This window comes from Bradyrhizobium sp. UFLA03-84 (genome assembly GCF_002289535.1).
GTDB classification, from domain to species: domain Bacteria; phylum Pseudomonadota; class Alphaproteobacteria; order Rhizobiales; family Xanthobacteraceae; genus Bradyrhizobium; species Bradyrhizobium viridifuturi.
Genome location: NZ_NSJY01000010.1, coordinates 16,415 through 41,591, shown reverse-complemented (window position 1 = coordinate 41,591; position 25,177 = coordinate 16,415). Strand labels below are relative to the sequence as shown.

At 65.9% G+C, this 25,177-nt stretch carries 22 protein-coding genes; 12 read left to right on the top strand and 10 right to left on the bottom strand.

Annotation, left to right across the window (positions count from 1 at the left end):
- The first annotated feature begins 39 nt into the window (after positions 1-39).
- A complete protein-coding gene (locus tag CK489_RS11990; protein WP_095732467.1) occupies positions 40-699 on the top strand; it encodes a hypothetical protein in 660 nt (219 codons plus the stop codon).
- A gap of 27 nt (positions 700-726) precedes the next feature.
- Here CK489_RS11990 and CK489_RS11985 read toward each other — a convergent pair whose 3' ends face one another.
- Entirely contained in the window at positions 727-1,674 is a 948-nt protein-coding gene (locus CK489_RS11985) for an alpha/beta hydrolase (RefSeq protein WP_050630620.1), read from the bottom strand.
- 219 nt (positions 1,675-1,893) lie between these two features.
- On the opposite strand from CK489_RS11985, the gene CK489_RS11980 reads away from it, so the two are divergent.
- Positions 1,894-2,367, top strand: coding sequence for an Hsp20 family protein (locus CK489_RS11980; protein WP_050630619.1), 474 nt, complete (start codon positions 1,894-1,896; stop codon positions 2,365-2,367).
- An 83-nt stretch (positions 2,368-2,450) separates the two neighbouring features.
- Here the strand turns inward: CK489_RS11980 and CK489_RS11975 are convergent, their stop codons facing one another.
- Positions 2,451-3,230: a hypothetical protein gene (locus tag CK489_RS11975; protein ID WP_095732466.1), complete on the bottom strand. Its 780-nt coding sequence runs from the start codon at positions 3,228-3,230 to the stop codon at positions 2,451-2,453.
- Positions 3,231-3,719: 489 nt separating this feature from the next.
- On the opposite strand from CK489_RS11975, the gene gltB reads away from it, so the two are divergent.
- Positions 3,720-8,456: a glutamate synthase large subunit gene (gene gltB, locus CK489_RS11970; protein ID WP_095732465.1), complete on the top strand. Its 4,737-nt coding sequence runs from the start codon at positions 3,720-3,722 to the stop codon at positions 8,454-8,456.
- 134 nt (positions 8,457-8,590) lie between these two features.
- A complete protein-coding gene (locus CK489_RS11965; RefSeq protein ID WP_095732464.1) occupies positions 8,591-10,048 on the top strand; it encodes a glutamate synthase subunit beta in 1,458 nt (485 codons plus the stop codon).
- A 177-nt stretch (positions 10,049-10,225) separates the two neighbouring features.
- Here the strand turns inward: CK489_RS11965 and CK489_RS11960 are convergent, their stop codons facing one another.
- Entirely contained in the window at positions 10,226-11,902 is a 1,677-nt protein-coding gene (locus CK489_RS11960; protein WP_094194227.1) for an outer membrane beta-barrel protein, read from the bottom strand.
- Between the two features lie 261 nt (positions 11,903-12,163).
- On the opposite strand from CK489_RS11960, the gene CK489_RS11955 reads away from it, so the two are divergent.
- Positions 12,164-13,174 (top strand): KpsF/GutQ family sugar-phosphate isomerase, encoded by a 1,011-nt coding sequence (locus CK489_RS11955; protein WP_050630615.1) that lies wholly within the window; start codon positions 12,164-12,166, stop codon positions 13,172-13,174.
- Positions 13,175-13,293: 119 nt separating this feature from the next.
- Here the strand turns inward: CK489_RS11955 and CK489_RS11950 are convergent, their stop codons facing one another.
- On the bottom strand, positions 13,294-13,833 hold the full coding sequence (locus tag CK489_RS11950; protein WP_095732463.1) for a carboxymuconolactone decarboxylase family protein: 540 nt from the start codon (positions 13,831-13,833) through the stop codon (positions 13,294-13,296).
- Positions 13,834-13,920: 87 nt separating this feature from the next.
- Between CK489_RS11950 and CK489_RS11945 the strand changes: the two genes are divergently transcribed.
- Positions 13,921-14,256 (top strand): winged helix-turn-helix transcriptional regulator, encoded by a 336-nt coding sequence (locus CK489_RS11945; protein WP_050630613.1) that lies wholly within the window; start codon positions 13,921-13,923, stop codon positions 14,254-14,256.
- Here the strand turns inward: CK489_RS11945 and CK489_RS11940 are convergent.
- From CK489_RS11940 to hemH, 3 genes are all read right to left on the bottom strand, one after another.
- Entirely contained in the window at positions 14,253-14,699 is a 447-nt protein-coding gene (locus tag CK489_RS11940) for an NfeD family protein (RefSeq protein ID WP_050630612.1), read from the bottom strand. The two genes, CK489_RS11945 and CK489_RS11940, sit on opposite strands and share 4 nt — an antisense overlap.
- 174 nt (positions 14,700-14,873) lie before the next feature.
- Positions 14,874-15,878 (bottom strand): SPFH domain-containing protein, encoded by a 1,005-nt coding sequence (locus CK489_RS11935; protein ID WP_095732462.1) that lies wholly within the window; start codon positions 15,876-15,878, stop codon positions 14,874-14,876.
- Between the two features lie 170 nt (positions 15,879-16,048).
- On the bottom strand, positions 16,049-17,086 hold the full coding sequence (gene hemH / locus CK489_RS11930) for a ferrochelatase (RefSeq protein WP_095732461.1): 1,038 nt from the start codon (positions 17,084-17,086) through the stop codon (positions 16,049-16,051).
- A 116-nt stretch (positions 17,087-17,202) separates the two neighbouring features.
- On the opposite strand from hemH, the gene CK489_RS11925 reads away from it, so the two are divergent.
- Positions 17,203-17,601 carry an MAPEG family protein gene (locus tag CK489_RS11925; RefSeq protein ID WP_095732460.1) on the top strand — a complete coding sequence of 133 codons (399 nt, stop codon included), beginning with the start codon at positions 17,203-17,205 and terminating at the stop codon, positions 17,599-17,601.
- Positions 17,602-17,684: 83 nt separating this feature from the next.
- Here the strand turns inward: CK489_RS11925 and CK489_RS11920 are convergent, their stop codons facing one another.
- From CK489_RS11920 to CK489_RS11910, 3 genes are read right to left on the bottom strand one after another with little or no spacing between them, the layout of a single operon-like run.
- On the bottom strand, positions 17,685-18,800 hold the full coding sequence (locus CK489_RS11920) for a nickel/cobalt transporter (RefSeq protein WP_198960909.1): 1,116 nt from the start codon (positions 18,798-18,800) through the stop codon (positions 17,685-17,687).
- Positions 18,797-19,423: a DUF1007 family protein gene (locus CK489_RS11915; RefSeq protein ID WP_050630664.1), complete on the bottom strand. Its 627-nt coding sequence runs from the start codon at positions 19,421-19,423 to the stop codon at positions 18,797-18,799. The genes CK489_RS11920 and CK489_RS11915 overlap by 4 nt, the downstream gene beginning before the upstream one ends.
- Positions 19,424-19,449: 26 nt before the next feature.
- Positions 19,450-21,525, bottom strand: a complete 2,076-nt coding sequence (locus CK489_RS11910; protein WP_050630608.1) for a M3 family metallopeptidase — start codon at positions 21,523-21,525, stop codon at positions 19,450-19,452.
- Between the two features lie 130 nt (positions 21,526-21,655).
- Between CK489_RS11910 and CK489_RS11905 the strand changes: the two genes are divergently transcribed.
- The 5 genes from CK489_RS11905 to CK489_RS11885 all read left to right on the top strand — a co-directional run bounded on the left by CK489_RS11905 (position 21,656) and on the right by CK489_RS11885 (position 25,140).
- Positions 21,656-21,916: a hypothetical protein gene (locus CK489_RS11905; protein ID WP_502694118.1), complete on the top strand. Its 261-nt coding sequence runs from the start codon at positions 21,656-21,658 to the stop codon at positions 21,914-21,916.
- A gap of 672 nt (positions 21,917-22,588) precedes the next feature.
- On the top strand, positions 22,589-23,731 hold the full coding sequence (locus CK489_RS11895) for a type III PLP-dependent enzyme (protein WP_050630607.1): 1,143 nt from the start codon (positions 22,589-22,591) through the stop codon (positions 23,729-23,731).
- Positions 23,732-23,861: 130 nt separating this feature from the next.
- Positions 23,862-24,467, top strand: a complete 606-nt coding sequence (locus CK489_RS11890; RefSeq protein WP_095732458.1) for a GNAT family N-acetyltransferase — start codon at positions 23,862-23,864, stop codon at positions 24,465-24,467.
- 10 nt (positions 24,468-24,477) lie between these two features.
- Positions 24,478-24,645 carry a hypothetical protein gene (locus CK489_RS41695; protein WP_167350183.1) on the top strand — a complete coding sequence of 56 codons (168 nt, stop codon included), beginning with the start codon at positions 24,478-24,480 and terminating at the stop codon, positions 24,643-24,645.
- 105 nt (positions 24,646-24,750) lie between these two features.
- The gene (locus CK489_RS11885; RefSeq protein ID WP_095732457.1) at positions 24,751-25,140 is read left to right on the top strand and encodes a RidA family protein; all 390 of its coding nucleotides are present in this window, start codon (positions 24,751-24,753) and stop codon (positions 25,138-25,140) included.
- Positions 25,141-25,177: the final 37 nt, after the last annotated feature.

The window sequence follows — 25,177 nt, the reverse complement described above, 5'->3', positions numbered from 1 at the left end:
GGATGCTTTTTAGGCTGATGCTTTTCAGGATGTGGTTTGATGTCCGATACGGCTGCAAGCGCGGCGCCTGCCCCGCAGATCTCTCCTGACAATCCCTGCCCGTTCCTGCGCGCGCTGGTCGCCGGCAATTATGTCGGCGGCCACATCGTGCCACTGCGAGAGCTGACCGAGACCATCGACCGCGCCACCGGCAAGACCGGCCTTCCGGCGCTCAGCGCCGGCGCCAAGATATTCATGGTCGCGCAGATGGCCAACGGCGTCGGACCGTTCAGCCAGGTGCGCAGCCTGTTGCAGGGCGCGATCCTCGACCAATTGCGCAACGGCCCGCTCGACAAGCACGGCGCCGGCTCCCGCATCCTCGATCAGCATGCCGTCGTGCATGAGGACGAGATCGCGCGGCTCGCCACCTTCGGATCGGACTACAAGGCCCCTGACGGCAGCGTCGAACGCGGGCTGTCGGCCGCCGAGATCAAGACCTTCATGGCTGCGAACTTCCAGCGCGCCAAGGACGTGCATCCGCCATCCTACGCCATCCTGCACTGCTACTATCCGCTCCTGATGCTCGGCGAATGGCCGGTGCTGCTCGACATCATGGGCAAGGGCGAAGGCAAGGACCGCTATCTCAGCGTCGCCGAGGTCAGGACCCTGTTCGTCGAGAAGCGCTTTCCGGACCGCATCGTCGCGCTGCTCAACGGCTGAGCCGCGAGCTCCACACCGATTGACCGCTCACTTGAACAGCGGCGTGCCCGGCACGAAGGCGTCGAACGCCGCCCAGAACTGCGCGCGGTAACGATCCTGCTCCTGCAGGATCTCGTGCTTGGAGCCCGCGATCACGAGGTGCGAGCCGGCGCGCAGATGATAGGCGAACTCCTCAATCGCCGCCGTCGACACCACCTCGTCATTGCTCGCCGCCAGCATCAGGATCGGCTGGCGGATTTCGGAGGGATACGACATGCCGCGGAAGGTGCGCATCGCGGTGAACGCAGTGTCGGCCCATGCGATCGTCGGTGCGGCGATGCCGAGCGTCGGGTCTTCTTCCAGGATCGCCGCGTTGCGGGCGTGGCGCACCGGATCGCTGGTTACGGGATTGCCAATGAAGGGCGCGAGGCCGACCAGTTCGCTGCTGCCGCCCGGGATGTAATTGCTGCCCTGTCCGGTGAGGCGCATGATCCGAAGCAGCGCGCTCGGGAAGAAGGAAACGCGACGGCCCGGCAGGTCGATCATCGGCGCCGACAGCACCATGCGGTCGAACCAGCGCTTGCCGGCATGCGCGATGCGCAGCATCACCGCGCCGCCCATCGAATGCGCCAGCGCGAAATAGGGCGGCGGGCAATCCGGCAGCACCACCTGCTGCACGAAAGCTTCGACGTCGGTCTCGTAGTCGGCGAAGTTGCGCACATAACCCTTGCGTGGATCGCGCAGCCGCCGCGACGAATGGCCCTGCCCGCGCCAGTCGATCATCGCCACCGCAAAGCCGCGGTCGCGCAGGTCGCGCACGGTCTCGAAATATTTCTCGATCATCTCGCCGCGCCCGCCAAACACGCAGACCGTGCCCTTGCGGCCGGGCGGCGGCGCCCAGCGCGCAAAGCGCAGCTCGGCTCCGTCTGATGTTTTGATAGTGCCGCTGACCACGTCGTCCGGAACCGGGTTGGCGGGAATCGAGACGAGCGTCATGCGGGAAACCGACGTGGTGAGACAGGGTGGAAATCAAGGACGCCAGCGCCAGAAAAGCGACGCGGTTTCCGCCTCTTGAACGCGACGTGACCCCTCCCATATCACCCTAGTGCAGGCCGCTACCAGTGTTTCGGACCCGAAACATCAGGCTGCACACATCTAAGCCCGGCCCGATGGCGGGCGGGTAACTGAAACAGTCGCTCACTGGAGGACTATTCTATGCGTAGCTACGACCTCACTCCGTTCTATCGTTCCACCGTCGGCTTCGACCGCCTCTTCAACCTGCTCGATCAGGTGACCTCCGACGGCAGCCCCGGCTATCCCCCCTACAACATCGAGCGCACCGGCGAGAATGCTTACCGGATCAGCGTCGCGGTCTCCGGCTTCTCGCAGGCCGAGCTTTCGATCGTCGCGAAGGAGAACACGCTGACGATCAAGGGCGAGAAATCCGCCAACGAGAACGCCGGCAACGGCTCGGAAGTGCTCTATCGCGGCATCGCCTCGCGTGCCTTCGAGCGCGTCTTCCAGCTTGCCGACTTCGTGCAGGTGAAGAACGCCTCGCTCGAGAACGGGCTGCTCCACGTCGATCTCGTTCGCGAGATTCCCGAAGCCAAGAAGCCCCGCAACATTCCGATCGGCGGCGGCGAGAAGGCCCCGCAGGTCGTCGACGGCTCGGCGAAGGTCGCAGCCTAAGGAATGCCCCCCGCGTCAGCAGATATTGGCTGAACGCGAAAACGCCCCGGGAAACCGGGGCGTTTTTTTGTTGCCGGCTGCCGCTATTCCAACCCCTGTACCTTCGGCATCTCCTGGGTCGGCAGGATCGCGGGCGCGGGCGGCGCCGGCGCGGTCTGACCGACGGTCGGGACCTCGGCTTGCTGGACCGGCTTCGGCGCCGCGGCGGCCTGGATCTCGGCCGGTTTCGGCGCAGCCGCGGCCTGCTCGGCCGGCGCGGGTGCGGCGGCCTGGACAGGCGCAGGCTGCGGCGTTGCGGCCTGGGCCGCGGGAGGCCGGGTCGCCGGAGCAGCAGCGGGAGCCTGGGCTTTGGCGTTGAGCGGGCTGCGCTTCGGCACGCGGCTTGCGACATGCGGGATCGGGAGCGGCGGCCGTGGCACCCTCGCCTGGATCGCCCGCGGCACCGGGCCGACCGGGCCGTAGGTCGCGCTCATCTCCTCCTCGTAATTGTCGCCGAGCCGGTAGGCCGGGGTGAAGCGGATGATGTGCCCGTCGCGGGCGTCGATCACCAGGCGGCCGTCATCGCCGCCCTGGTCGATCACCGAGATCGTGTAGACGAAGCCGCGCTGCTGCGGGGCGCCGAGCGGCAAATAGCCGTTCTCGCGCAGCACGGTGTAGACCTCGACCGGCGGCAACAGGCTCGGGACCCGGCCAAACCGCGGCGGCGGCGGAACCTCGGGCATCGCGGCATAGGGCCCGTCCATGTCGGAGACCCTGACGAAAGCCGGACTGCCGATCCGGACTGATGTCACCAGCTGCGCCTCGGCCGAGGCTGCGCTGAGCGCGAGGGCAGCGGCCGCAACCGAACCTGTGAACAACTTCATCGCCGTTACTCCTGTCTGCCCCGCCCTGGGAGCGTTCCCGCTCTCTTGCTGGCTTGCCCGGGGGCAAAATTTCAGTTTGAAATCCGGCAGTCCTTGGTCGCTCCTTGGGCCAGATCACGGCGTGTTTGCTTCGAATCGGGGGCGCGGCGGGCCCGCCGAGCCGTTCGTTCCGAGCATGCGGGCAAGGACTTCCTCGCGCTTGTGTGATAGACAAAAATTTGGCAAGGTCGAGGTTAGGACAGCAAGGCTGTCTCAATTTCGAGGCCATCCCGGCATGGGGATTGCAACGAGAACCTCCGTAAGGAGGGCCTCGGCGCCCCGGGCTCCGAGAATGCTGCAGGCAGGGCCGTCCCGCAGGGGACGTTGAAACGCCCGTCGTCTGAATTTAGGAAAATGCGGCTCGCGGCGGACGAGCGGTGGCCCGGTGGGTGCCGCAACGTCCAAGGTGCGCCAAATACGGTGAGGCCCCTTACGAAAGGGAGAGGACACATGAGCGGGTCGGAATTCGAGCGCGAAATCATCGTGGCAGGTACGCTGTCGGCGACCGCGGACTCGAAAGCCGCCGAACCCGCGCGTGAGCTGCACACATGGCGTCCTGAAGCCGAAGGCCTGTTTGATCCGAGCCTGGAGAAGGACTCCTGCGGCGTCGGCTTCATCGCCAACATCAAGGGCCAGAAGTCGCATCAGATCGTCTCCGACGCGCTGAGCATCCTGTGCAACCTCGAGCATCGCGGCGCCGTCGGCGCCGACCCGCGCGCCGGTGACGGCGCCGGCATCCTGGTGCAGATTCCCCACACCTTCTTCGCGCGCAAGACCTCCGAGCTCGGCTTCAAGCTGCCGCAGCCCGGCGAATACGCCATCGGCGCGCTGTTCATGCCGCGCGACGCCGCGTGGCGGAACGTGATCAAGAGCATCATCGCCGACGAGATCAAGAACGAGGGCTTCAAGCTGCTCGGCTGGCGCGACGTGCCGTCAGACAATTCCTCGCTCGGCGTCACCGTGAAGCCGACCGAGCCCTACCACATGCAGGTCTTCATCGGCCGCAATGGTGCGGCGAAGAACGAGGACGATTTCGAGCGCCGGCTCTACATCCTGCGCAAGTCGATCTCGCAGGCGATCTACCAGCGCCGCGACCGCGGCATGGCGGGCTACTATCCGTGCTCGTTCTCGTGCCGCACCGTGATCTACAAGGGCATGTTCCTCGCCGACCAGCTCGGCAAGTACTATCCCGACCTGCACGAAGCCGATTTCGACAGCGCGCTCGCGCTGGTGCATCAGCGCTTCTCGACCAACACCTTCCCGACCTGGTCGCTGGCGCATCCCTACCGAATGATCGCCCATAACGGCGAAATCAACACGCTGCGCGGCAACGTCAACTGGATGGCGGCGCGGCAGGCCTCGGTGCATTCGGAGCTCTACGGCAAGGACATCAGCCGGCTGTGGCCGATCTCCTATGAAGGCCAGAGCGACACCGCCTGCTTCGACAACGCGCTCGAATTCCTGGTGCAGGGCGGTTACTCGCTGCCCCACGCCGTGATGATGATGATTCCGGAAGCGTGGGCCGGCAATCCGCTGATGGATGAGCAGCGCCGCGCCTTCTACGAATATCATGCCGCGCTGATGGAGCCGTGGGACGGCCCGGCGGCGATCGCCTTCACCGACGGCCGCAAGATCGGCGCCACGCTCGACCGCAACGGCCTCCGCCCGGCGCGCTACCTCGTCACCAAGGACGACCGCATCGTGATGGCGTCCGAAATGGGCGTCTTGAAGATTCCGGAGGACCAGATCGTCACCAAGTGGCGGCTGCAGCCCGGCAAGATGCTGCTCGTCGACCTCGAGCAGGGCCGCCTGATTCCCGACGACGAGATCAAGGCCGATCTCGCCAAGAGCCACCCCTACGCCGACTGGCTGCATCGCACCCAGATCCAGCTCGAGGAGCTGCCGGACGCGCCGGCCAAGGGCGTGCGCTCCAACCTGCCGTTGCTCGATCGCCAGCAGGCGTTCGGCTACAGCCAGGAAGACATCAACATCCTGATGACGCCGATGGCGTCGACCGGCGAGGAAGCTGCCGGCTCGATGGGCAACGACACGCCGATCTCGGCGCTGTCGGACAAGCCGAAGCAGCTGTTCACCTACTTCAAGCAGAACTTCGCGCAGGTGACCAACCCGCCGATCGATCCGATCCGCGAGGAAATCGTCATGAGCCTCGTCTCGATCATCGGGCCGCGGCCGAACCTGTTCGATCTGCAGGGCGTCGCCTCGACCCAGCGCCTCGAAGTGCGGCAACCGATCCTGACCGACACCGACCTGGAAAAGATCCGCTCGATCTCCGACGTCGCCGAGACCCACTTCAAGTCGCGCACGCTCGACACCACCTTCCACGCCGGCTTCGGCGCGGCGGGCATGGAGCAGGTGCTCGACGAGCTCTGCGCGCGCGCCGAGGGCGCGGTGCGCGAGGGCATCAACATCATCATCCTGTCGGACCGCATGACCGGCACCGACCGGATCCCGATCCCGTCGCTGTTGGCCTGCGCCGCCGTGCATCATCATCTGATCCGCACCGGCCTGCGTACCTCGGTCGGCCTGGTCGTGGAATCCGGTGAGCCGCGCGAAGTGCATCACTTCGCCTGCCTCGCCGGCTACGGCGCCGAGGCGATCAACCCCTATCTCGCGTTCGAAACCATCCTCGCGATGAAGGACCGGCTGCCCGGCGCGCTCGACGACTACGAGATCGTCAAGCGCTACATCAAGTCGATCGGCAAGGGCCTGCTCAAGGTGATGTCCAAGATGGGCATCTCGACCTACCAGTCCTATTGCGGCGCGCAGATCTTCGACGCGGTCGGCCTGAAGGCGGACTTCGTCGCCAAGTATTTCGCCGGCACCCACACCAGGATCGAGGGCGTCGGCCTCGGAGAAATCGCCGAAGAGACCGTGCGGCGCCACACCGACGCGTTCGGTGAGGGCCAGATCTACAAGACAGCGCTCGATGTCGGCGGCGAATATGCCTACCGCACCCGCGGCGAGGACCATGCCTGGACCGCGGAATCGGTCTCGACATTGCAGCATGCCGTGCGTGGCAACTCGCTGGAACGTTACCGGGCGTTCGCCAAGATCCTCAACGAGCAGTCCGAGCGTCTTCTGACGCTGCGCGGCCTGTTCCGGATCAAGAGTGCCGAGGACGACAAGCGCAAGCCGGTCAAGCTCGAGGACGTCGAGCCGGCCAAGGACATCGTCAAGCGGTTCTCGACCGGCGCGATGTCGTTCGGCTCGATCTCGCGCGAGGCGCACACTACGCTCGCGATCGCGATGAACCGGATCGGCGGCAAGTCGAACACCGGCGAAGGCGGCGAGGAGTCCGACCGCTTCAAGCCGATGCCGAACGGCGACAGCATGCGCTCGGCGATCAAGCAGGTCGCCTCGGGCCGGTTCGGCGTGACGACGGAATACCTCGTCAACTCCGACATGATGCAGATCAAGATGGCGCAGGGTGCCAAGCCCGGCGAAGGCGGCCAGCTGCCCGGCCACAAGGTCGACGCGACGATCGCGCGCGTCCGGCATTCGACGCCGGGCGTCGGCCTGATCTCGCCGCCGCCGCATCACGACATCTACTCGATCGAAGACCTCGCCCAGCTGATCTACGACCTCAAGAACGTCAATCCGGACGGCCAGGTCTCGGTCAAGCTGGTGTCCGAGGTCGGCGTCGGCACGGTTGCCGCCGGCGTCGCCAAGGCGCGCGCCGACCATGTCACCATCGCGGGCTTCGAGGGCGGCACTGGTGCCTCGCCGCTGACCTCGATCAAGCATGCCGGCTCGCCCTGGGAGATCGGCCTTGCCGAAACCCACCAGACGCTGGTGCGCCAGCAGCTGCGCAGCCGCATCGCGGTGCAGGTCGACGGCGGCTTCCGCACCGGCCGTGACGTCGTGATCGGCGCGCTGCTCGGCGCCGACGAATTCGGCTTCGCCACCGCGCCCCTGATCGCGGCAGGCTGCATCATGATGCGCAAGTGCCACCTCAACACCTGCCCGGTCGGCGTGGCGACCCAGGACCCGGTGCTGCGCAAGCGCTTCACCGGCCAGCCCGAGCACGTCATCAACTACTTCTTCTTCGTCGCCGAGGAAGTCCGCGAGATCATGGCGCAACTCGGCTACAAGACGTTCGACGAGATGGTCGGCCAGGTCCAGATGCTGGACCAGACCGCGCTGGTCTCGCACTGGAAGGCCAAGGGTCTCGACTTCTCCAAGCTGTTCGTGCGGCAGAAGGAGGAGAAGGGCCAGACGATCTATCACTCGGAGAGCCAGAACCATCATTTGGAAGCCGTGCTCGATCGCCGGCTGATCGAGCAGGCGCAGGCCGCGCTCGACCGCGGTGCGCCGGTCAAGATCGAGGAAGAGATCAACAACACCGACCGTTCCGCCGGCGCGATGCTGTCGGGCGCGGTGGCCAAGATCTACGGCCATGCCGGCCTGCCGCTCGACACCATCCATGTCGGCCTGAAGGGCACCGCCGGACAGGCGTTCGGCGCCTGGCTCGCCAAGGGCGTCACCTTCGAGCTCGAGGGTGAAGGCAACGACTATGTCGGCAAGGGCCTCTCGGGCGGCTGCATCATCGTCAAGCCGCCGAAGATCTCCGGCATCGTGCCGGAAGAATCGATCATCGTCGGCAACACCGTGATGTACGGCGCGATCGCGGGCGAGTGCTACTTCCGCGGCATCGCCGGCGAGCGCTTCGCGGTGCGCAACTCCGGCGCGGTCGCGGTCGTCGAAGGCGCCGGCGACCATTGCTGCGAATACATGACCGGCGGCATCGTGGTGGTGCTCGGCAAGACCGGGCGCAACTTCGCGGCCGGCATGTCGGGCGGCATCGCCTATGTGCTGGACGAGAGCGGTGACTTCGACAAGCTCTGCAACCTCTCGATGGTCGAGCTCGAGCCGGTGCTGTCGGAGGAGATGATCAACGCCGACACCTACCATCACTCCGGCGATCTCGAGGCGCATGGCCGGGTCGACGTGTTCCAGAACCTGCTCGACTCCGACGTGGAGCGGCTGCATGTCCTGATCACGCGTCACGGCAAGCTGACCGGCTCGAAGAAGGCGGCGGAAATCCTCGCCAACTGGAAGGCCTGGCTGCCGAAATTCCGCAAGGTGATGCCGGTGGAGTACCGCCGCGCGCTGAAGGAAATGAAGGCCAACGCCGACGCCGAGCCGAAAATCGCGATCGGCGCGTAGTATTACCGCGCGTCATTCCGGGGTGCGCCAGGCGCGACCCGGAATCTCGCAAAGCCACTTCGGGACTTCGGGTCTGCGCCCCTCAGCGCAGCCCGGAACGACGGACAACTGAGATGCAGGGGCATCGGGTTTCAATGGGTAAGATCACAGGTTTTCTCGAGATCGAGCGGCATGACCGCAAGTACGAGCCGGTCGCCGATCGACTCAAGAACTTCAGCGAGTTCGTCATTCCGCTGAGCGAGAAGGACACGCGCGACCAGGCCGCACGCTGCATGAATTGCGGCATCCCCTATTGCCACGGCACCGGCTCGACGGCGCCGGGCACGCCGGGCTGCCCGGTCAACAACCAGATCCCCGATTTCAACGACCTCGTCTATCAGGGCAACTGGGAAGAGGCCTCGCGCAACCTGCACTCGACCAATAACTTCCCCGAATTCACCGGCCGGATCTGCCCGGCGCCGTGTGAGGCGTCCTGCACGCTGAACATCGACGACAACCCGGTCACCATCAAGACCATCGAATGCGCGATCGTCGACCGCGCCTGGGACAATGGCTGGCTGAAGCCAGAGATCGCCGCAGAGAAGACCGGCAAGAAGGTCGCCGTGATCGGCTCCGGCCCCGCGGGCCTCGCCGCAGCTCAACAGCTCGCGCGCGCCGGCCACGAGGTGCATGTCTACGAGAAGTTCGCCAAGGCCGGCGGCCTGCTGCGCTATGGCATTCCCGACTTCAAGATGGAGAAGGGCATCATCGACCGCCGCGTGGCGCAGATGGAGGCCGAGGGCGTCACCTTCCACTACGGCAAGGCCGTCGGTGGAAGCACACCGGGCGCGATCGACCCGCAGGAGCTCGCCAAGCAGTATGACGCCGTGGCGCTGACCGGCGGTGCGGAAGCCCCGCGCGATCTGCCGATCCCGGGCCGCGACCTTTCCGGCATCCACTTCGCGATGGACTTCCTGCCGCAGCAGAACCGCCGCGTCTCCGGCGAACCGCTGAACGGCGCAGCCGACATCCTCGCCGGCGGCAAGCATGTCGTCGTGATCGGCGGCGGCGACACCGGTTCGGACTGCATCGGCACCTCGTTCCGGCAGGGCGCCAAGTCGGTGACCCAGCTCGAGATCATGCCGGCGCCGCCCGAGCACGAGAACAAGGGCGTGACCTGGCCGAACTGGCCGCTGAAGATGCGGACCTCGTCGAGCCAGGCCGAAGGCGCGGTGCGCGAATTCGCCGTGCTGACGACCAAGTTCGAAGGCAAGGACGGCAAGGTTACAAAGCTGCATTGCGTCAAGGTCGACGACAAGTTCAAGCCGCTGCCCGGCACCGAGTTCACGCTCGACGCCGAACTGGTGCTGCTGGCGATGGGCTTCGTCCATCCGGTGCACGAGGGCCTGCTCAAGACGCTTGGTGTCGAGCTCGACCAGCGCGGCAACGTCCGCGCCTCCCTGCAGGACTACCAGACTTCGCGCGCCAAGATCTTCTCGGCCGGCGACATGCGCCGCGGCCAGTCGCTCGTGGTCTGGGCGATCCGCGAAGGCCGCCAGTGCGCGCGTTCGATCGACAGCTTCCTGATGGGGAAAACGGATCTGCCGGGGTAGGTACCCCGGCAGTCACGCCGAACTGCATCTCACAAACTCAGTCGTCATCGCCCGCGAAAGCGGGCGATCCAGTATTCCAGAGACGTTAGAGATTGAGCCGATAGGCCGCGGCGTACTGGATGCCCCGCCTGCGCGGGGCATGACGCTTCACGCGGCGCGACTTGCGCATCCTCACCGCTAGTTCTGCACCCGCACGCCCAGCATGACGACCGTCGACGCCGAGCTCTGTCCGGCGAGGTTCGAATCCAGCCAGTCGCGGCGCAGGGTGCCCTTGATCCAGAGGCTGCGGGTCATCTTGTAGATCAAATCGGCCGACACCGAGTAGGTGGTGTCGTTGCGGTTGTCGCCCTTGTACTCGAGCGTGCCGTAGGTGAACTTGCCGATGCCCGTCAACCAGCGGCGGAAGTCGTGGTCGACTTCGACGGTGTAGGTGCGGGACAGCACGCCCGAGGTGCCCGGCAGCGTGGTCTCGCCGAGCTGGGTGTCGGAATAGAATTTGGCCGTGGTCAGCGGCGTCGCGGTCCAGGTCAGCGAGGCCGTCGTGAGCAGGCCCTCGAGCCGGTTGAGCCTTGTGTCGGCGTAGTCGCGCATCGCGTAGCCGATCGAGACCTCGCCGAACAGCAGTCGCGTGAACTCGAACGAGGTGCCGGCCTTGGCATAGCCGCCCGATGAATCGCGCGCATAGCCGGCGCGGTCGAGGAAGAGATCGTGGACGCGGCTGTCGCCCTGCACCTCGACGAAGGGCTTCACCGCGGGATTGAGCTCGTAGCTGACGCGGCCGATGCCGCCATATTGGGTGAAGTTGCGGTCGTCGTTCGACGACGAAGTGCCGTCGGTCAGCTTCGACCATTGGTAGTCGGTGCGGTCGACGGTGGCGCCGAGCGAGACCTGCATGCGGTTGAAATGCTGGTCGATGCCGAAGGTGCCGCCGACCGTAGAGTAGAGCGGATACTTGGCAAGGCCGGCCTGCACGTTCGGGCTGCCGGGATTGTCGGTCGAGACCAGCAGGCGGGCCTGCGCCGTAAGATGCGTGTCCCTCGAGACATCGAGACGGCCGTCGACATGGCCGGTGAAGCTCGGACGATCGACGTCGAGCGGCGCCGACAGCGGCGTGCCGTCAATCGGCGTGAGCTGCGAGCCGTAGCCGGTGAACGAGCCGCGCAGATCGGCGACGACGGCGTGGCGCTCCCAGTCCGACATCGCGACGAATTCCGGTGCGACCATGTAGAACGCCTTGCCCTGCGGCTGATACAAGCGGCCCGGATTGGTATCGTAGCCGGCCATCACCTCGACCGCGGTCTTGACCATGAACGAGCCGGCGTAGTCGCCGACCGCGCCGAACGGATCGTCGTCGAGCTTGAGCCGCCTGCGCGCCGGCTGGCCGACGACGGTGCCGGCCATCGCTGGCGGCACCGGCGGCTTGCTGGCGGTCTCCGACGGCGGGATCGACAGCCGCAACTGCCCGGCCGCAGTCAGCGGCGGTGGCGTCGGCACCGGCGAGCCGGGTCCCGGCGGCGGCTTCGGCTTGGCCTGGCCCGGATAATATTTCGGCTTCAGCCGTTTTCGATTGAGCGAGTCATAGCCTGATGTCGAAGCGCCGTTGGCAGCCGGAAGACCGTAGGTCGGGATCTGTCCGACGCGCTCCCGCGTTGTCGCCGACGACGATGCGCGCCGGCTGGGATCGGCGTCCGGCAGCTTCAGGCCGTTGAGCGGATCCATGGCGTCTGCGGTGGTCCGGCGCAGCGGAGAATCCGGGGTGATCACCTGGCTCTGCCGGTTCGGGCTGAACAGATCCGGCGTCACGGTCTGGGCGTTGGCGAGCCCGGTCGTCGCAGTTACCGCAAGAACGGTCAGCAAAAGACACGGCGAAACCACGCGAACGGGGCGTCCGCGCCGATTTGGGCCGCTTACTGGCCGCCGCCACACGATGGAAATACTCCAACGAATTCATGTACTTGACGTACGCATCTCGCCGGGCGGCGAAAAACGTCGTTAATGGAGTTAAAACAATTATGGTTAATGAGCCGTTGAGGATCCGCCGCCGCGCGTCGCATCGCGGAATCGAACGTGCTAAGGGAGACGCCCGGGTGCAAAACCCCTCCCCTGGAATCCGTAATGGCCAAACCGAAACCGCTGATGACCAAATCATCCGGCCCCGATGACGGCGCCGTTCAGTCGGCGCTCCGCACCCTCGATGCCGAGGCGAGCGGCGTCGCGGCAATCTCCGCGGCACTCAAGTCCGACCTCGGCGCGCCGTTCACGGCAGCAGCCGAGCTGATCTGCAAGGCCAAGGGACGGCTGATCGTGACCGGGCTCGGCAAGTCGGGCCATATCGGCCGCAAGATCGCGGCGACCTTCGCTTCGACCGGCACGCCGGCGTTCTTCGTGCATGCGGCCGAAGCCAGCCATGGCGACCTCGGCATGATCACTGTCGAGGACGTGATCCTCGCGCTGTCATGGTCCGGCGAGCAGCCGGAGATGCGCAACCTGATTGCCTATGCGGCGCGCTTCGGCATCCCGCTGATTGCGATGACCGCCGACAAGGATTCGACGCTGAGCAAGGCCGCCGACGTGCAGCTGACGCTGCCGAAGGCCCGCGAGGCCTGCCCGCACAATCTGGCGCCGACCACGTCCTCGCTGATGATGCTGGCGCTCGGCGACGCCTTGGCGATCGCGCTGCTCGAAGGCCGCGGCTTCACTTCGACCGATTTCAGCGTGCTGCATCCGGGCGGCAAGCTCGGCGCACTGTTGAAATATGCCCGCGACCTGATGCACAGCGGCGACGCGCTGCCGCTGAAGCCGCTCGGCACCAAGATGTCGGACGCGCTGGTCGAGATGACGTCGAAGGGCTTCGGCTGCGTCGGCATCGTCGACAGCCACGGCCATCTCGCCGGCATCGTCACCGACGGCGATCTGCGCCGGCAGCTGACGCGCCCCGACCTGCTGACGCTGTCGGTCGACGAGGTCATGACCAGGACCCCGAAGACGATCGGCCGCGATACGCTCGCCGGCGAAGCGCTGGAGCTGCTCAATGCCTCGAAGATCACGACGCTGATCGTGACCGATGCCAAGAAACCGGTCGGCATCATCCATCTGCACGATCTGCTGCGCGCCGGCGTGGCGTAATCAGAACTCTTTCAATTCGTCATTCCGGGGCGCGTCTCTTGGCGCGAGCCCGGAATCCATACTCACGATGGTGGTCATGGATTCCGGGCTCGCCGCTTCGCGTCGCCCCGGAATGACGCTCACTTCGGAAACCGCGCTGCCGTCGCTTCCAGCGGCAGGGCCAGCGCGTTGGCGAGGTAGGACACGGTGCGGTAGAAGCCGCACAGCAGGATGATCTCCAGCACCTGATCCGCATCATAATGCGCCGAAAGTGCCGCGAATTCCGCGTCATTGAGCGTCGCCCGCGCGTGCAGCGCGTCGACCGCCGCGATCATCGCCTGCTCGACCGGCGACCAGCAGCCGGCATCGGTCGCCCCATGCACGGTGGCGTGGACTTGCTCTTCCGACAGCCCGGCGGCGGCGCCGAACGCCGTGACATGGACGCCCCATTCATATTCGCAAGCGTTGAGCGCGCAGGTGCGGTCGATGACGATCTCGCGGTCCCGCAAGGAGAGCGGCCCGCGGTCGAGCAGGCTGCCGCCGCGAAACTTCTCCCAGGCGCGCGGGTGGCCGGCCATCATGCGGAACAGCACCAACGGCGGCTTGCCGCGCATGATGCGGTCGAAATGCTGTTGAACGTCCGCCGCATAGGGCGGATCGAGCGGCGCAATGCGTGACATGGGTTGGTCCAGTTGCTACATTTAATGTAGCAACACGCTACAATATTTGTAGCGATGCGCAAGAGAGATTCGAGAGGGATTCGCGACATGCCGAAGCAGGCTGCGACTGCAAGACCCGGCGTCCGCGGCTCGCGGAGCGGCCGCCCGATCATGGCGCTGCTCGATCTGTTGGGGCGGCGCTGGACCTTGCGCATCGTCTGGGAGCTGCGCGAGGGCGCACTGACCTCGCGTGCGCTGCGCGCCGCCTGCGACGAAGTCTCGCCGACGATCCTGCAGACGCGGTTGACCGAGCTGCGCGAGGCCGGCTTCGTCGAGCTGACGGATGATGGTTACGGCCTCACTGCGCTCGGCCGCGAGTTGTTTGCGACCTTCACACCGCTCAACCGTTTCGCCGAGCGCTGGAGCAGGCAGGCTGGCAGCTAGACTGCGGCCACCGTCAGGCTGGCGCCGTCGGCGCGCACCACCTTCACGCGGCTGCCGGCCGGCGCATCGGGGCCGGCGACGCGCCAGACCGTGTCGTCGATCCGCACCGTGCCCGATCCGTCGATGATCGGCTTCTCCAGCGTGAATTCGCGGCCGACCAGGGCTTCATTGCGGCGGTTGAGGAACGGGTTGCTCTTGCTGGCCTCGGTCGCGCCCCTGGCAAAATGCCGCCATGCCGGCACCGCCAGCGCGGCGAACACCGCGAACATCAGGAGCTGCATCTGCCAGGACGGCGTGAACACGAACGACAACAGGCCCACCAGCAGCGCCGCGAGCCCGAGCCAGAACAGGAACACCCCGGGCGCCGCGAGTTCCAGCGCCATCAGGATGAAGCCGAAGATCAGCCAGTTCCAGGTACCCAGTGTCGAAAACATCTCGGCCATGACGTGACCTCTCAACAATCAAAAGCCCCGCTCCCCTTGTGGGAGGGAGGTTGGGATGAGGGGTGACGGTTTCTCCGCGGAGAGAGACCCCTCACTCGGATCGCTGACGCGATCCGACCTCTCCCACAAGGGGAGAGGTGTAAAGCGTATGCGGAGCCAATCATCTTTGGATCTCTACCGCTGCGGCGGCACCGGCGGTGGTGGCGTCGGACCAGCCGACGGCACCGAGCCGCCGCGCCGCGCTGCGGCGGTGGCGGATGCAGCGCTCTCGCCGAAGGTGGCGCGGGCGATCTCGCCGATGCCGGCCAGCGAGCCCAGCACACTCGACGTCTCGATCGGCAGCATCAGGACCTTCTGGTTCGGCGACTCCGCAAGCTGGCCGAACGCCTTGATGTATTTGTCGGCGATGAAATAGTTCAGCGCCGCGACGTCGCCCTTGGCGATCGACTCCGACACCATCTGGGTCGCCTTGGCCTCGGCTTCGGCAAGCCGCTCGCGCGCCTCGGCGTCGCGGAAGGCGGCCTCGCGGCGGCCCTCGGCCTGCAGGATCTGACCCTGCTTGGCGCCCTCGGCGCGCAGGATCTCCGACTGCCGCTGGCCTTCCGCCTGCAATATGTCGGCGCGCTTGACGCGCTCGGCCTTCATCTGCCGGCCCATCGCCTCGACGAGGTCGGCCGGCGGCACGATGTCCTTGATCTCGATGCGGTTGACCTTGACGCCCCACGGCGACACCGCAGCATCCACCACGCGCAGCAGCCGCTCGTTGATCTCGTCGCGATGCGACAGCACCTGGTCGAGATCCATCGAGCCCATCACCGAGCGGATGTTGGTCATGGTCAGGACCGTGATCGCCTGGTTGAGGTTGGCGACCTCGTAGCTCGCCTTCGCCGCGTCGAACACCTGGTAGAACGCGACGCCATCGACCGTCACGGTGGCGTTGTCCTTGGTGATCACCTCCTGCTCGGGGATGTTGATCACCTGCTCCATCATGTTGATCTTGCGCCCGATGCGATCGAAATAGGGCACAATCAGATTGAGGCCGGGCGACAGCGTGCGGGTGTATTTGCCGAACCGCTCGATGGTCCAGTCATAGCCCTGCGGAACGGTCTTGATCCCGGCGAACAGCGTGACGATGACGAGAAGAACAAACGCGATCGCGAAAATATCGAAGCCAGTCATGAAGTCCTCCAGGCACGGTCGTGCATTGGTCGGCAGGACCGCTTCGCCGGTTCAGCCGGCTGTTGTTCTCCCTAGCACATAGGAAGCGGTTGTCGGACTGCCAGATGCACGAAGACCCAGCGAACCGCTGTGTCCGTTGTCACGGATCGTTAACAAAGGGCTTCAGCGCCTTAGATCCAGCCCTGAAGCTCGCGCAGCACGAGCTGGCGGATCACGTCCATGCCGCCGTCGCTGTCGTTGAGGCAGGGAATGGCCGCGAACTGCTCGCCGCCATTGTGCCGGAAGATCTCGGCGTTCTCCTGCGCGATCTCCTCCAGCGTCTCGAGGCAGTCGGCAGAAAAGCCCGGCGTGACCACGGCCATTCGCTTCACGCCGTCCTTGGCGAGTTTCTCGACCGTCTTGTCGGTATAGGGCTGCAGCCACTCGGCATTGCCGAAGCGCGACTGGAAGGTGAGAAGCAACCGTGAGGCATCGAGCCCGAGCCGCCTGCGCAGCGCGTTGGTGGTGGCGATGCACTGCGCCTGATAGGGATCTCCCTTGTCGACATACTCCTTAGGCATGCCGTGGAACGAGGCGAGGATGACCTCCGGCTGGAACGGCAGCGTCGCGAGATGTTGGTTAATCGAGACCGCGAGCGCCTCGATGTAATCGGGGTCGTCGTAGTAGGGCGGCGTTACCCGCAGGATCGGCTGCGCGCGCATGCCGGCCAGCACGCGAAATGCCTCGTCGCAGACGGTTGCCGACGTCGCCGCGGAGTATTGCGGATAGAGCGGCACCACCAGCAGCCGGCCGCAGCCTTGCGCCGCCAGCGCCTCGATGCGCTCCTTGATCGACGGATTGCCGTAGCGCATCGCCCAGTCGACCACGACGTGGTCGTGATCGGCGATCGCCTCCGCCAGCTTGTCGGCCTGCGACCGCGTGATGGTCTTCAGCGGCGACTCGTTCTTCTCGGTGTTCCAGATCTTCAGATAGTCGCGCGCCTTGCGGGCCGGACGGACGCGCAGGATGATGCCGTTGAGGATCAGCTTCCAGACCAGCCCCTGGTCCTCGATCACCCGCGGATCGGACAGGAATTCTCTGAGATAGACCCGCACGCCCGCGGCATCAGCCGTATCCGGCGTGCCGAGATTGACCAAAAGCACGCCGACGCGCTCCGGCTTCGGCGCCGCGGCGGGCTTCGCGCTCTCGAACGGGATCACCGTGCTCATGATGGCCTTGCGCTCAAAAGTCCTTCGCTTGGGGGCTTTGGGCTTCGCGCGTTGCTCCAACCTTGTCAAGCCGAGTGCGGGTTGGCTACGTTCCCGGCCGGAATACGGGAGGAACCATGACGATCGCCGAATGGTGCGTCCTCGGGACGCTGCTGCTCTCACTGCTGACGATCGTATCGGTGAAATGGACCGGCATCCGCGGCTTCGACAATTCGAAACCTCGCGATCCCGGTTTCTACGACGACCCGATCCGCTCGCGGGCGCTCGGCGCCCACCAGAACGGCATCGAAGCCTTCCCGTTCTTCGCCTTCGCCGTCTTGCTCGCCGAATTCCGCGTCGGCCCGTTGCGGCTGATCGACGAGCTCGCGGTGCTGTTCCTGATCGTGCGGATCGCCTACGTCTTCACCTATATCGGCAACCGCCCGACGCTGCGCTCGATCCTCTGGAGCATCGGTTTCGCGATCAACATCGCGATCTTCCTGTTGCCGGCCATCAGGGGATATCTGACGCGGTGATTTGCCTCTCTCCCCGCCTCCGTTCTCACGTGAGGTGAGTACGCCGGTCAGGCTCCCTCTCCTCGCAAGCACGCGAGGTGACCTCACAGACACGTCGCGCGTTCGGCTGCGACATAGCCGAACAGCAGCCCGAGCCCGAACAGCAGGACGAGCGCCGCAGCGGCGAACTCCAGGCCGCGCATGATCACCAGGCTGCCGCCGTCGCGCGCGCCGCTCAAGCGCTCCGCCACACCGCGCGCCGACACCGCAACCAGCGCGATCGCCGCCACCGTGATCGCGGTGCCGAGGCCCATCACGAAGGTCGCGGCAACACCGGCCCAGAACAGGCCCTGGGCCAGCGCGAACACCAGCACCAGAATGGCGCCCGAGCACGGCCGGATCCCGACCGTGAGGATGGCACTGAGGCCGCGCCGCCAGCCGCCGGGCCCGCCAAGCTCGGCCGGCGTCGGTCCGTGTGAATGGCCGCAATGCTCGTCATGGACGTGCCCAGCGTCATGACCCTGATCGTGATCGTGGTCATGATGGTGATCGTGATCGTCATGCGCGTGGCGATGGTGATCATGGCCATGGTCGTGGTGGGCGTGATCATGGTCGTGACCGTGCGGCTGCGCGCCGGCCATCGCCAGCGCCGGACGCGGCAGCCGGAGCGCGCGGAGAAAGCCACCGCCCTTGACCCAGACCAGCCGGGCGCCGAACGCTGCGATCAACGCGTAGCTGGCGATCTCGATCGCCTTCTCCGCCCCGCACATCGTCTTCGCCGTCGCATTGAGCAGCCAGGCGCAGACGCCGACGATCAGAACGGCGACCAGCGACTGCATCAGCGCCGAGGCGAACGACAGCACGATGCCGCGCCGCGCGGTCTCGCGGTTGGCGACCATGTAGGACGAGATCACCGCCTTGCCGTGGCCGGGACCTGCGGCGTGGAAAATCCCGTAGGCAAACGAGATCGCAAGCAGCGTCCAGACCGCCGAGCCGTCGGACTTCGCGGCGCGGATGGTCTGCGACATCTCGCGGTAGAATTCCGACTGCTTTGCCAGTAGCCAGCCGACGATGCCGCCCTGCGGCTCCGCCGCGCGCGGCGCGCCGAACGGATTTTGCGCCAGCAGCGCATGGACCGCACCGTCGAGCACCACGACTGCTGCCAGCACCGCGGCCGATACGGCGAAGCCCCGCATCAGGCGGGAGGCGATCGGCGTCATGGGCAATCCACCGTGATCTTGTTGGCGAACATCATGCCGAAATTGGCGTTGCCGCCGTCGAGGAAGTTCTGCTCGCCGAGCTTCTGCGCGGCCGCAGTGCCGTCACTGTTCGGCCGCTCGAACTGCATCTTGCAGTCGGCCGCGGCGCCGACCAGCTTGACCGGCTCCTTGTCGGCGAACTGGAAGTCGATGAAATAGGTCGGGTCGAACACTTCGAGCGAGAGCTTGCTGGCCTTGAACGGCGTCTTGACCGGCAGGGTGAAGTGCAGCGTCAGCGCCGAATCCTTGTATTCGAGGAAGTAGTCGACCGGTTCGGTGAACTTCTGCTTCTTGCCGTCGCCCTTGGCGAAGGTGAAGTAGGCGTATTCCTTCAGCGACTCGACATTGGTCTGCGCCAGCGGCGCCAGCTCCTCCCGGCTGTAGGCGCCCTTCACCTTGGTCTCGATGCCCTGCAGCGCGTAGGTCGAGAACATGTCGTCGAAGGTCCAGGCGTGGCGGACGCCGGTGATGGTGCCGTCAGGCGCGTAGATCACTTCGCTCCTGGCGACGATCCAGACATGCGGATGGGCCGAGGCCTCCGCCGTGCCGAGCACGGCGGACACCACGAGCACGAGCCAGGCGATCGGCCGGCTGAGGGACAGCCTCACCTTCAGGCCGCCTCTGGCGTCTCGAGCAGGCCGCGCCGGCGCAGCAGGGCGTCCGGCTCGGGTTCGCGGCCGCGGAAGGCCACATAGGCCTCCTCCGGATCGCGCGAGCCGCCCGACGAGTAGATGTCGTCATGCAGCCGCTTGGCGGTGGCGGGATCGAAGATGTCGCCGGCCTCCTCGAAGGCGCCGAACGCGTCGGCGTCCATCACCTCCGACCACATGTAGCTGTAATAGCCGGAGGCATAGTGATCGCCGGAGAAGATATGGCCGAACTGGGTCGGCCGGTGCCGCAGCGAGATCTCGGCGGGCATGCCGATCTTCTCCAGCTCCTTCTGTTCGAAGGCGCGGACGTCCCAGCTCGCCGCCGCCGGCTGGGTATGGAATTCGAGGTCGACCAGCGCCGAGGAGACGAACTCGACGGTGGCAAAGCCCTGGTTGAACTTGCGCGCGGCGAGGAAGCGCTTGAGCAAATCGTCCGGCAGCGCCTCCCCGGTCTGGTAGTGGCGGGCGAAGCGCTGCAGCACCTCGGGCCGCTCCTGCCAGTGCTCGTAGAGCTGCGAGGGCAGCTCGACGAAGTCGGTGAACACGGATGTGCCCGACAGTGACGGATACGTCACATTCGACAGCATGCCGTGCAGGCCGTGGCCGAACTCGTGGAACAGGGTCCGCGCATCGTCGGGCGACAGCAGCGACGGCGCGCCGTCGGCGCCCTTGGCGAAGTTACAGACATTGATGACCAGCGGCGCGACATCGCCGTCGAGCTTCTGCTGGTCGCGCAGCGAGGTCATCCAGGCGCCGGAGCGCTTGGAGGGCCGCGCAAAGTAGTCGCCATAGAACAGCGCCTTGTGCTGGCCGTCGCGGCCCTTGACCTCCCAGACCCGGACGTCCGGGTGCCAGGCCGGGATGTCCTTGCGCTCCGCGAAGGTGACGCCGAACAGGCGGGTGGCGCAGTCGAAGGCGGCCTCGATCATATGGTCGAGCACCAGATACGGCTTGATCGCGGAATCGTCGAAATTGGCTTTGGCCTGCCGGAGCTTCTCGGCGTAGTAGCGCCAGTCCCAGGCCGCCAGAGTGAAATTGCCGCCTTCTTCAGTGATCAGCGCCTGCAGCGCGTCGCGGTCGGCGAGCGCGCGCGCCCGTGCCGGCTTCCAGACCCGCTCCAGCAGGCCGCGCACCGCCTCCGGCGTCTTGGCCATGGAATCCTCGAGGCGGTAGGCCGCGTAGGTCGGGAAGCCCAGGATCTTCGCGGTCTCCTCGCGGAGCCTGAGGATCTCCACGATGGTCGCGTTGTTGTCGTTGGCGTTGCCATTGTCGCCGCGGGCGGTGAAGGCCTTGTAGACCTTCTCGCGGAGGTCGCGCCGCTGCGAGCTCTGCAGGAACGGCTCGACCGAGGAACGCGACAGCGTCACGATCGCCTTGCCGGCCATGCCGCGCTCTTCCGCCGCAGCCTTGGCGGCCGCCACAAATGTGTCGGAGAGGCCGGCGCGGTCGCCCTCGCCGAGCTCCATGAACCACTCCTGCTCGTCACCGAGGAGGTGGTGGCTGAACGAAGTGCCGAGATGGGCGAGCCGCTCGTTGATCTCGGCCATGCGCGCCTTGGCGGCCTCGTCGAGCCCGGCGCCGGAGCGGTGGAAGCGGGTATAGGTGCGCTCCAAGAGCCGCATCTGCTCGCCGGTCAGGCCGAGCGAGGCGCGCTTTTCGTGCAGCATGGCGATGCGGCCAAACAGCACAGCGTTCATCATGATCGGATTCCAGTGCCGCGCCATCCTCGGCGACACCTCCTTGTCGATCTCCAGGATCGCCGGATTGGAGTGGGCCGAGACCAGGTCGTAGAACACGGCCGAGATCTTCGACAGCAGCTTGCCGGAGCGCTCCAGCGCCGTGATGGTGTTGTCAAAGTCGGGCAGCGCCGGATCATGGGTGATCGCAGCCACTTCCGCCGAATGGTCGGCGAAGGCCTGCTCGAAGGCGGGCAGGAAATGCTCCGGCTTGATCTCGGCGAAGGGCGGTGTCTCGAGCGGCGTCTGCCACGCCTTCAGGAGGGGGTTGGCAATAGCCTCTGCGCTGGTTTCTGACATCGAATGTCCCGTTTTTCGCCTTGAAAATACGGCCCAATCTATATCACGCGATACGGCATTTTTGGGCCTTTTGCGCTTGATAGATGGGCCCTTTTCGGAGAGATTGCGCCCCCTGAACAGGACCTATTCCATGACCATGCAGCCCTCCACCTCCGGCAACCGCAGCATTGCCTGGCCGAGCGTCATCACCGTCATCTCGGCGGCGATCCTGATCGGCGCCGAAGTGTTCGGCGCGGCGTTCGCCGGCGGCTGGGCGCTGGCGATCCTGTTCGGGCTCAACGACACCGGCACGCACATCCTGCAGGCCGTACTGTTCGGCCTCGGCGTCCTGATCATGATCGCCTTCATCCGCGCCGCGCAGCGCGTCGAGCCGTTCACGCGTCGCGCGTGAACTTGACGCGATTCAAGAAAGCGCTGCGGCACAGGGCTAAAACGCACACGCTTCGTTAGACATTCTTAACAGCCATTCATCTTCAGCGCGTCCAACGCGTGCTGCGCGCGAGATCGCAAGCACGCGTTAGGGAAATTTGTCGCTATCGCAAAAAAATTCTTGCGCCGCGAAGTCAAAAGACTTATTTCCTGCCTTGCCCAATTTCGCACGTGCCTGTGGTCGTGTGTCAGTCGGTAGGTATCCGGACAAGAGGCCGGACAGCCGCCAAGGGGTGGAAGAACCGAGGGTCGCTTACGTCCGAGAGGACACGAGGCGGCCAGCATCTCTCTCCAGAGATGCCTTGTTGAAGGTCTCGCCACTCTTTGCAACCGTGACTGGCAGCCGGAGGCGAACCGGCGCACCCCGCTCTCCACGGGGGACGCGACTTAAAGCAACGACGGATCGGGCTTTTTTGGTCTCTACCGGCGGTCCAACGCCGGCGCGGGCTACTGAAAAGGCTTGTCCTTCATTGCCAGGTGAGCGGGCGGGAAACTCTCCCAACCAATCCACGGCAGCACAGTCTGGTTTGAGTCTCGTGGCTTCGTTGCGCCTCCATCGCGCGATGTGGCCGGAGCGCTCTCACCCGACGTCACGTTGATGCGGATCCCGTCGCTGGGACCGTTGGAGAGTGCCATGACTGAACGTATCCAGGAATTCCTGCGCAACCGCCGCCAGGATGGACTCGACACCGAGCCGTGCCTCGTCGTCGACCTCGAAGTCGTGCGCGACAACTACCAGACGTTTGCGAAGGCGCTGCCGGACAGCCGCGTGTTCTACGCGGTCAAGGCCAATCCGGCGCCCGAAGTGCTGTCCCTGCTCGCCTCGCTCGGCTCCTGCTTCGACACCGCGACCGTCGCGGAGATCGAGATGGCGCTGGCCGCCGGTGCGACGCCGGACCGCATTTCCTATGGCAACACGATCAAGAAGGAGCGCGACATCGCGCGCGCCTTCGCGCTCGGCATTCGCCTGTTCGCGGTCGATTGCGCCGCCGAGGTCGAGAAGGTCGCCCGCGCCGCTCCCGGCGCCAAGGTGTTCTGCCGCATCCTCTATGACTGCGCCGGCGCCGAGTGGCCGCTGTCGCGCAAGTTCGGCTGCGACCCGGAGATGGCGGTCGAGGTGCTCGACCTCGCCAAGCGCCTCGGGCTCGAGCCGTGCGGCATCTCGTTCCATGTCGGCTCTCAGCAGCGCAAGGTGAAGGCGTGGGACCGCGCGCTGGCGATGGCGTCGACCGTGTTCCGTGACTGCGCCGAGCGCGGGATCAACCTCACCATGGTCAACATGGGCGGCGGCTTCCCGACCAAGTATCTCAAGGACGTTCCGCCGGTCCTGCAATATGGCCGGTCGATCTTCCGCGCGCTGCGCAAGCATTTCGGCAACCAGATCCCGGAGACGATCATCGAACCGGGCCGCGGCATGGTCGGCAATGCGGGCGTGATCGAGACCGAGGTCGTGCTGATCTCGAAGAAGAGCGACGAGGACGAGGTGCGCTGGGTCTATCTCGACATCGGCAAGTTCGGCGGTCTCGCCGAGACGATGGACGAGTCGATCCGCTACGCCATCCGCACCCCGCATGACGGGGCGGACATGACGCCGTGCGTGCTCGCGGGCCCGACCTGCGATAGCGCCGACGTGCTGTACGAGAAGCTGCCGTATCCGCTCCCGGTGACGCTCGAGATCGGCGACAAGCTGCTGATCGAAGGCACCGGCGCCTATACGTCGACCTACTCGTCGGTGGCGTTCAACGGCATTCCGCCGCTGAAGACCTACCACATCTAAGCCGCCTCCCGATCGAGGCCTGATGAACCGGGAGCCGGCCCAGCCGGCTCCTTCCCGATCATTTTTGATTTTTCTGAACGACGCTTGCCGCGGCGTGCGCCATGCCGTTGCAAGCGGGGACTGACGTGCCATGACTGCAAAACGGAACGACCCCGTTGCCTTCATCCGAAAAGCCGCTCCGTTCGCGATCCGTGCGGAGCGTGCCTCGGACGTCGTCGCGCGCGAAGCGTTGCTGGATGCCTGCTTTGGCGAGGACCGCCATACGCGCACCTGCCAGCGCCTGCGTGACGGACGCGCGCCCGCCCAAGGCCTGAGCCTTGCGGCCGTGCGCCAGGACGGCCGGTTGGTTGGAACCGTGCGGCTGTGGCACGTCAGCGCGGGGGGCCGCAGCGCGCTGATGCTGGGGCCGCTGGCAGTCGACGACGACTGCCGCGGCCTCAGCGTCGGCGCCGCGCTCGTGCGGCGCGCGCTGGCTGTCGCCAAGACCCGCGGCCATGGCGCGGTGATCCTGCTTGGCGACGCGCCCTATTATGCCCGTTTCGGCTTCACGGCCGCCAAGACCGGCGAACTGTCGCTGCCGGGCGCCTTCGCGCGCGAGCGGCTGCTCGGCCTCGAGCTGGTCGAGGGGGCGCTGGACGGCGCCTGGGGCATGATCACGCCAACCGGCGCGGCGCTGCCCGAAGGCAAGGCAACCCGGACCCGGAAGGCACCGCTCGCCGTGCCGCACGCGGCGTAAGGCGGGCGCCATGGCAGAGAACCTTCCCGCAATCGACGGCGCGCGCCCGCGTTGGCGCGGCCTCGTCACCACGGTCATGCTGGTCCTGATCTCGGTGATGATCGTCAGGGACATCCTGATCCGACGCTGGGCCGGCTCGCCGCCGTCACCGCCGGACGCCACGCAGCAGTCCCGTTAACCGCCGGCCGTCAGGCCAGAATCCAAGGTCGGAATTCGAGGGGTTGCGCGGGCAGCGAAAATCCCCGTAAACCCCGCGAAACGCCTTTTTCCGTCGAGGTCCAGCATGCCCCGCCGCCTGATTTCCACCGGCTCGCCCTTCGAGAAGACCGCCGGCTACAGCCGTGCCGTGATCGACGGCGATTTCGCCTTCGTCGCCGGAACCACCGGCTACGACTACACCACGATGACCATGCCGGCAGATGTCACGAGCCAGTCACGGAACTGCTTCAAGACCATCGAGGCCGCCCTCAAGGAGGGTGGCTTCACGATGGCCGACATCGTCCGTGCGACCTACTACCTCACCGACGCCCGTGATGTGGATGCCCATTTCGCGGTCTGCGGCGAGGTTCTCGGCGACATCCGCCCGGCCGCAACGCTGCTGATCGTCGCAGGGCTCTACAAGCCCGAGATGAAGGTCGAAATCGAAGTCACCGCAAAGCGACGTAACCCCTGATCCACTCTACCCGCCGCTAGGCGCTCTCCTGGAGAAA

What these genes read in the sequence shown, in the direction of transcription:
- CK489_RS11990 (WP_095732467.1), top strand. Translation starts at nt 40, where the DNA reads ATGTCCGATACGGCTGCAAGCGCGGCGCCTGCCCCGCAGATCTCTCCT.
- CK489_RS11985 (WP_050630620.1), bottom strand. Translation starts at nt 1,674, where the DNA reads ATGACGCTCGTCTCGATTCCCGCCAACCCGGTTCCGGACGACGTGGTC.
- CK489_RS11980 (WP_050630619.1), top strand. Translation starts at nt 1,894, where the DNA reads ATGCGTAGCTACGACCTCACTCCGTTCTATCGTTCCACCGTCGGCTTC.
- CK489_RS11975 (WP_095732466.1), bottom strand. Translation starts at nt 3,230, where the DNA reads ATGAAGTTGTTCACAGGTTCGGTTGCGGCCGCTGCCCTCGCGCTCAGC.
- gltB (WP_095732465.1), top strand. Translation starts at nt 3,720, where the DNA reads ATGAGCGGGTCGGAATTCGAGCGCGAAATCATCGTGGCAGGTACGCTG.
- CK489_RS11965 (WP_095732464.1), top strand. Translation starts at nt 8,591, where the DNA reads ATGGGTAAGATCACAGGTTTTCTCGAGATCGAGCGGCATGACCGCAAG.
- CK489_RS11955 (WP_050630615.1), top strand. Translation starts at nt 12,164, where the DNA reads ATGGCCAAACCGAAACCGCTGATGACCAAATCATCCGGCCCCGATGAC.
- CK489_RS11950 (WP_095732463.1), bottom strand. Translation starts at nt 13,833, where the DNA reads ATGTCACGCATTGCGCCGCTCGATCCGCCCTATGCGGCGGACGTTCAA.
- CK489_RS11945 (WP_050630613.1), top strand. Translation starts at nt 13,921, where the DNA reads ATGCCGAAGCAGGCTGCGACTGCAAGACCCGGCGTCCGCGGCTCGCGG.
- CK489_RS11940 (WP_050630612.1), bottom strand. Translation starts at nt 14,699, where the DNA reads ATGGCCGAGATGTTTTCGACACTGGGTACCTGGAACTGGCTGATCTTC.
- CK489_RS11935 (WP_095732462.1), bottom strand. Translation starts at nt 15,878, where the DNA reads ATGACTGGCTTCGATATTTTCGCGATCGCGTTTGTTCTTCTCGTCATC.
- hemH (WP_095732461.1), bottom strand. Translation starts at nt 17,086, where the DNA reads ATGAGCACGGTGATCCCGTTCGAGAGCGCGAAGCCCGCCGCGGCGCCG.
- CK489_RS11925 (WP_095732460.1), top strand. Translation starts at nt 17,203, where the DNA reads ATGACGATCGCCGAATGGTGCGTCCTCGGGACGCTGCTGCTCTCACTG.
- CK489_RS11920 (WP_198960909.1), bottom strand. Translation starts at nt 18,800, where the DNA reads ATGACGCCGATCGCCTCCCGCCTGATGCGGGGCTTCGCCGTATCGGCC.
- CK489_RS11910 (WP_050630608.1), bottom strand. Translation starts at nt 21,525, where the DNA reads ATGTCAGAAACCAGCGCAGAGGCTATTGCCAACCCCCTCCTGAAGGCG.
- CK489_RS11905 (WP_502694118.1), top strand. Translation starts at nt 21,656, where the DNA reads ATGACCATGCAGCCCTCCACCTCCGGCAACCGCAGCATTGCCTGGCCG.
- CK489_RS11895 (WP_050630607.1), top strand. Translation starts at nt 22,589, where the DNA reads ATGACTGAACGTATCCAGGAATTCCTGCGCAACCGCCGCCAGGATGGA.
- CK489_RS11890 (WP_095732458.1), top strand. Translation starts at nt 23,862, where the DNA reads ATGACTGCAAAACGGAACGACCCCGTTGCCTTCATCCGAAAAGCCGCT.
- CK489_RS41695 (WP_167350183.1), top strand. Translation starts at nt 24,478, where the DNA reads ATGGCAGAGAACCTTCCCGCAATCGACGGCGCGCGCCCGCGTTGGCGC.
- CK489_RS11885 (WP_095732457.1), top strand. Translation starts at nt 24,751, where the DNA reads ATGCCCCGCCGCCTGATTTCCACCGGCTCGCCCTTCGAGAAGACCGCC.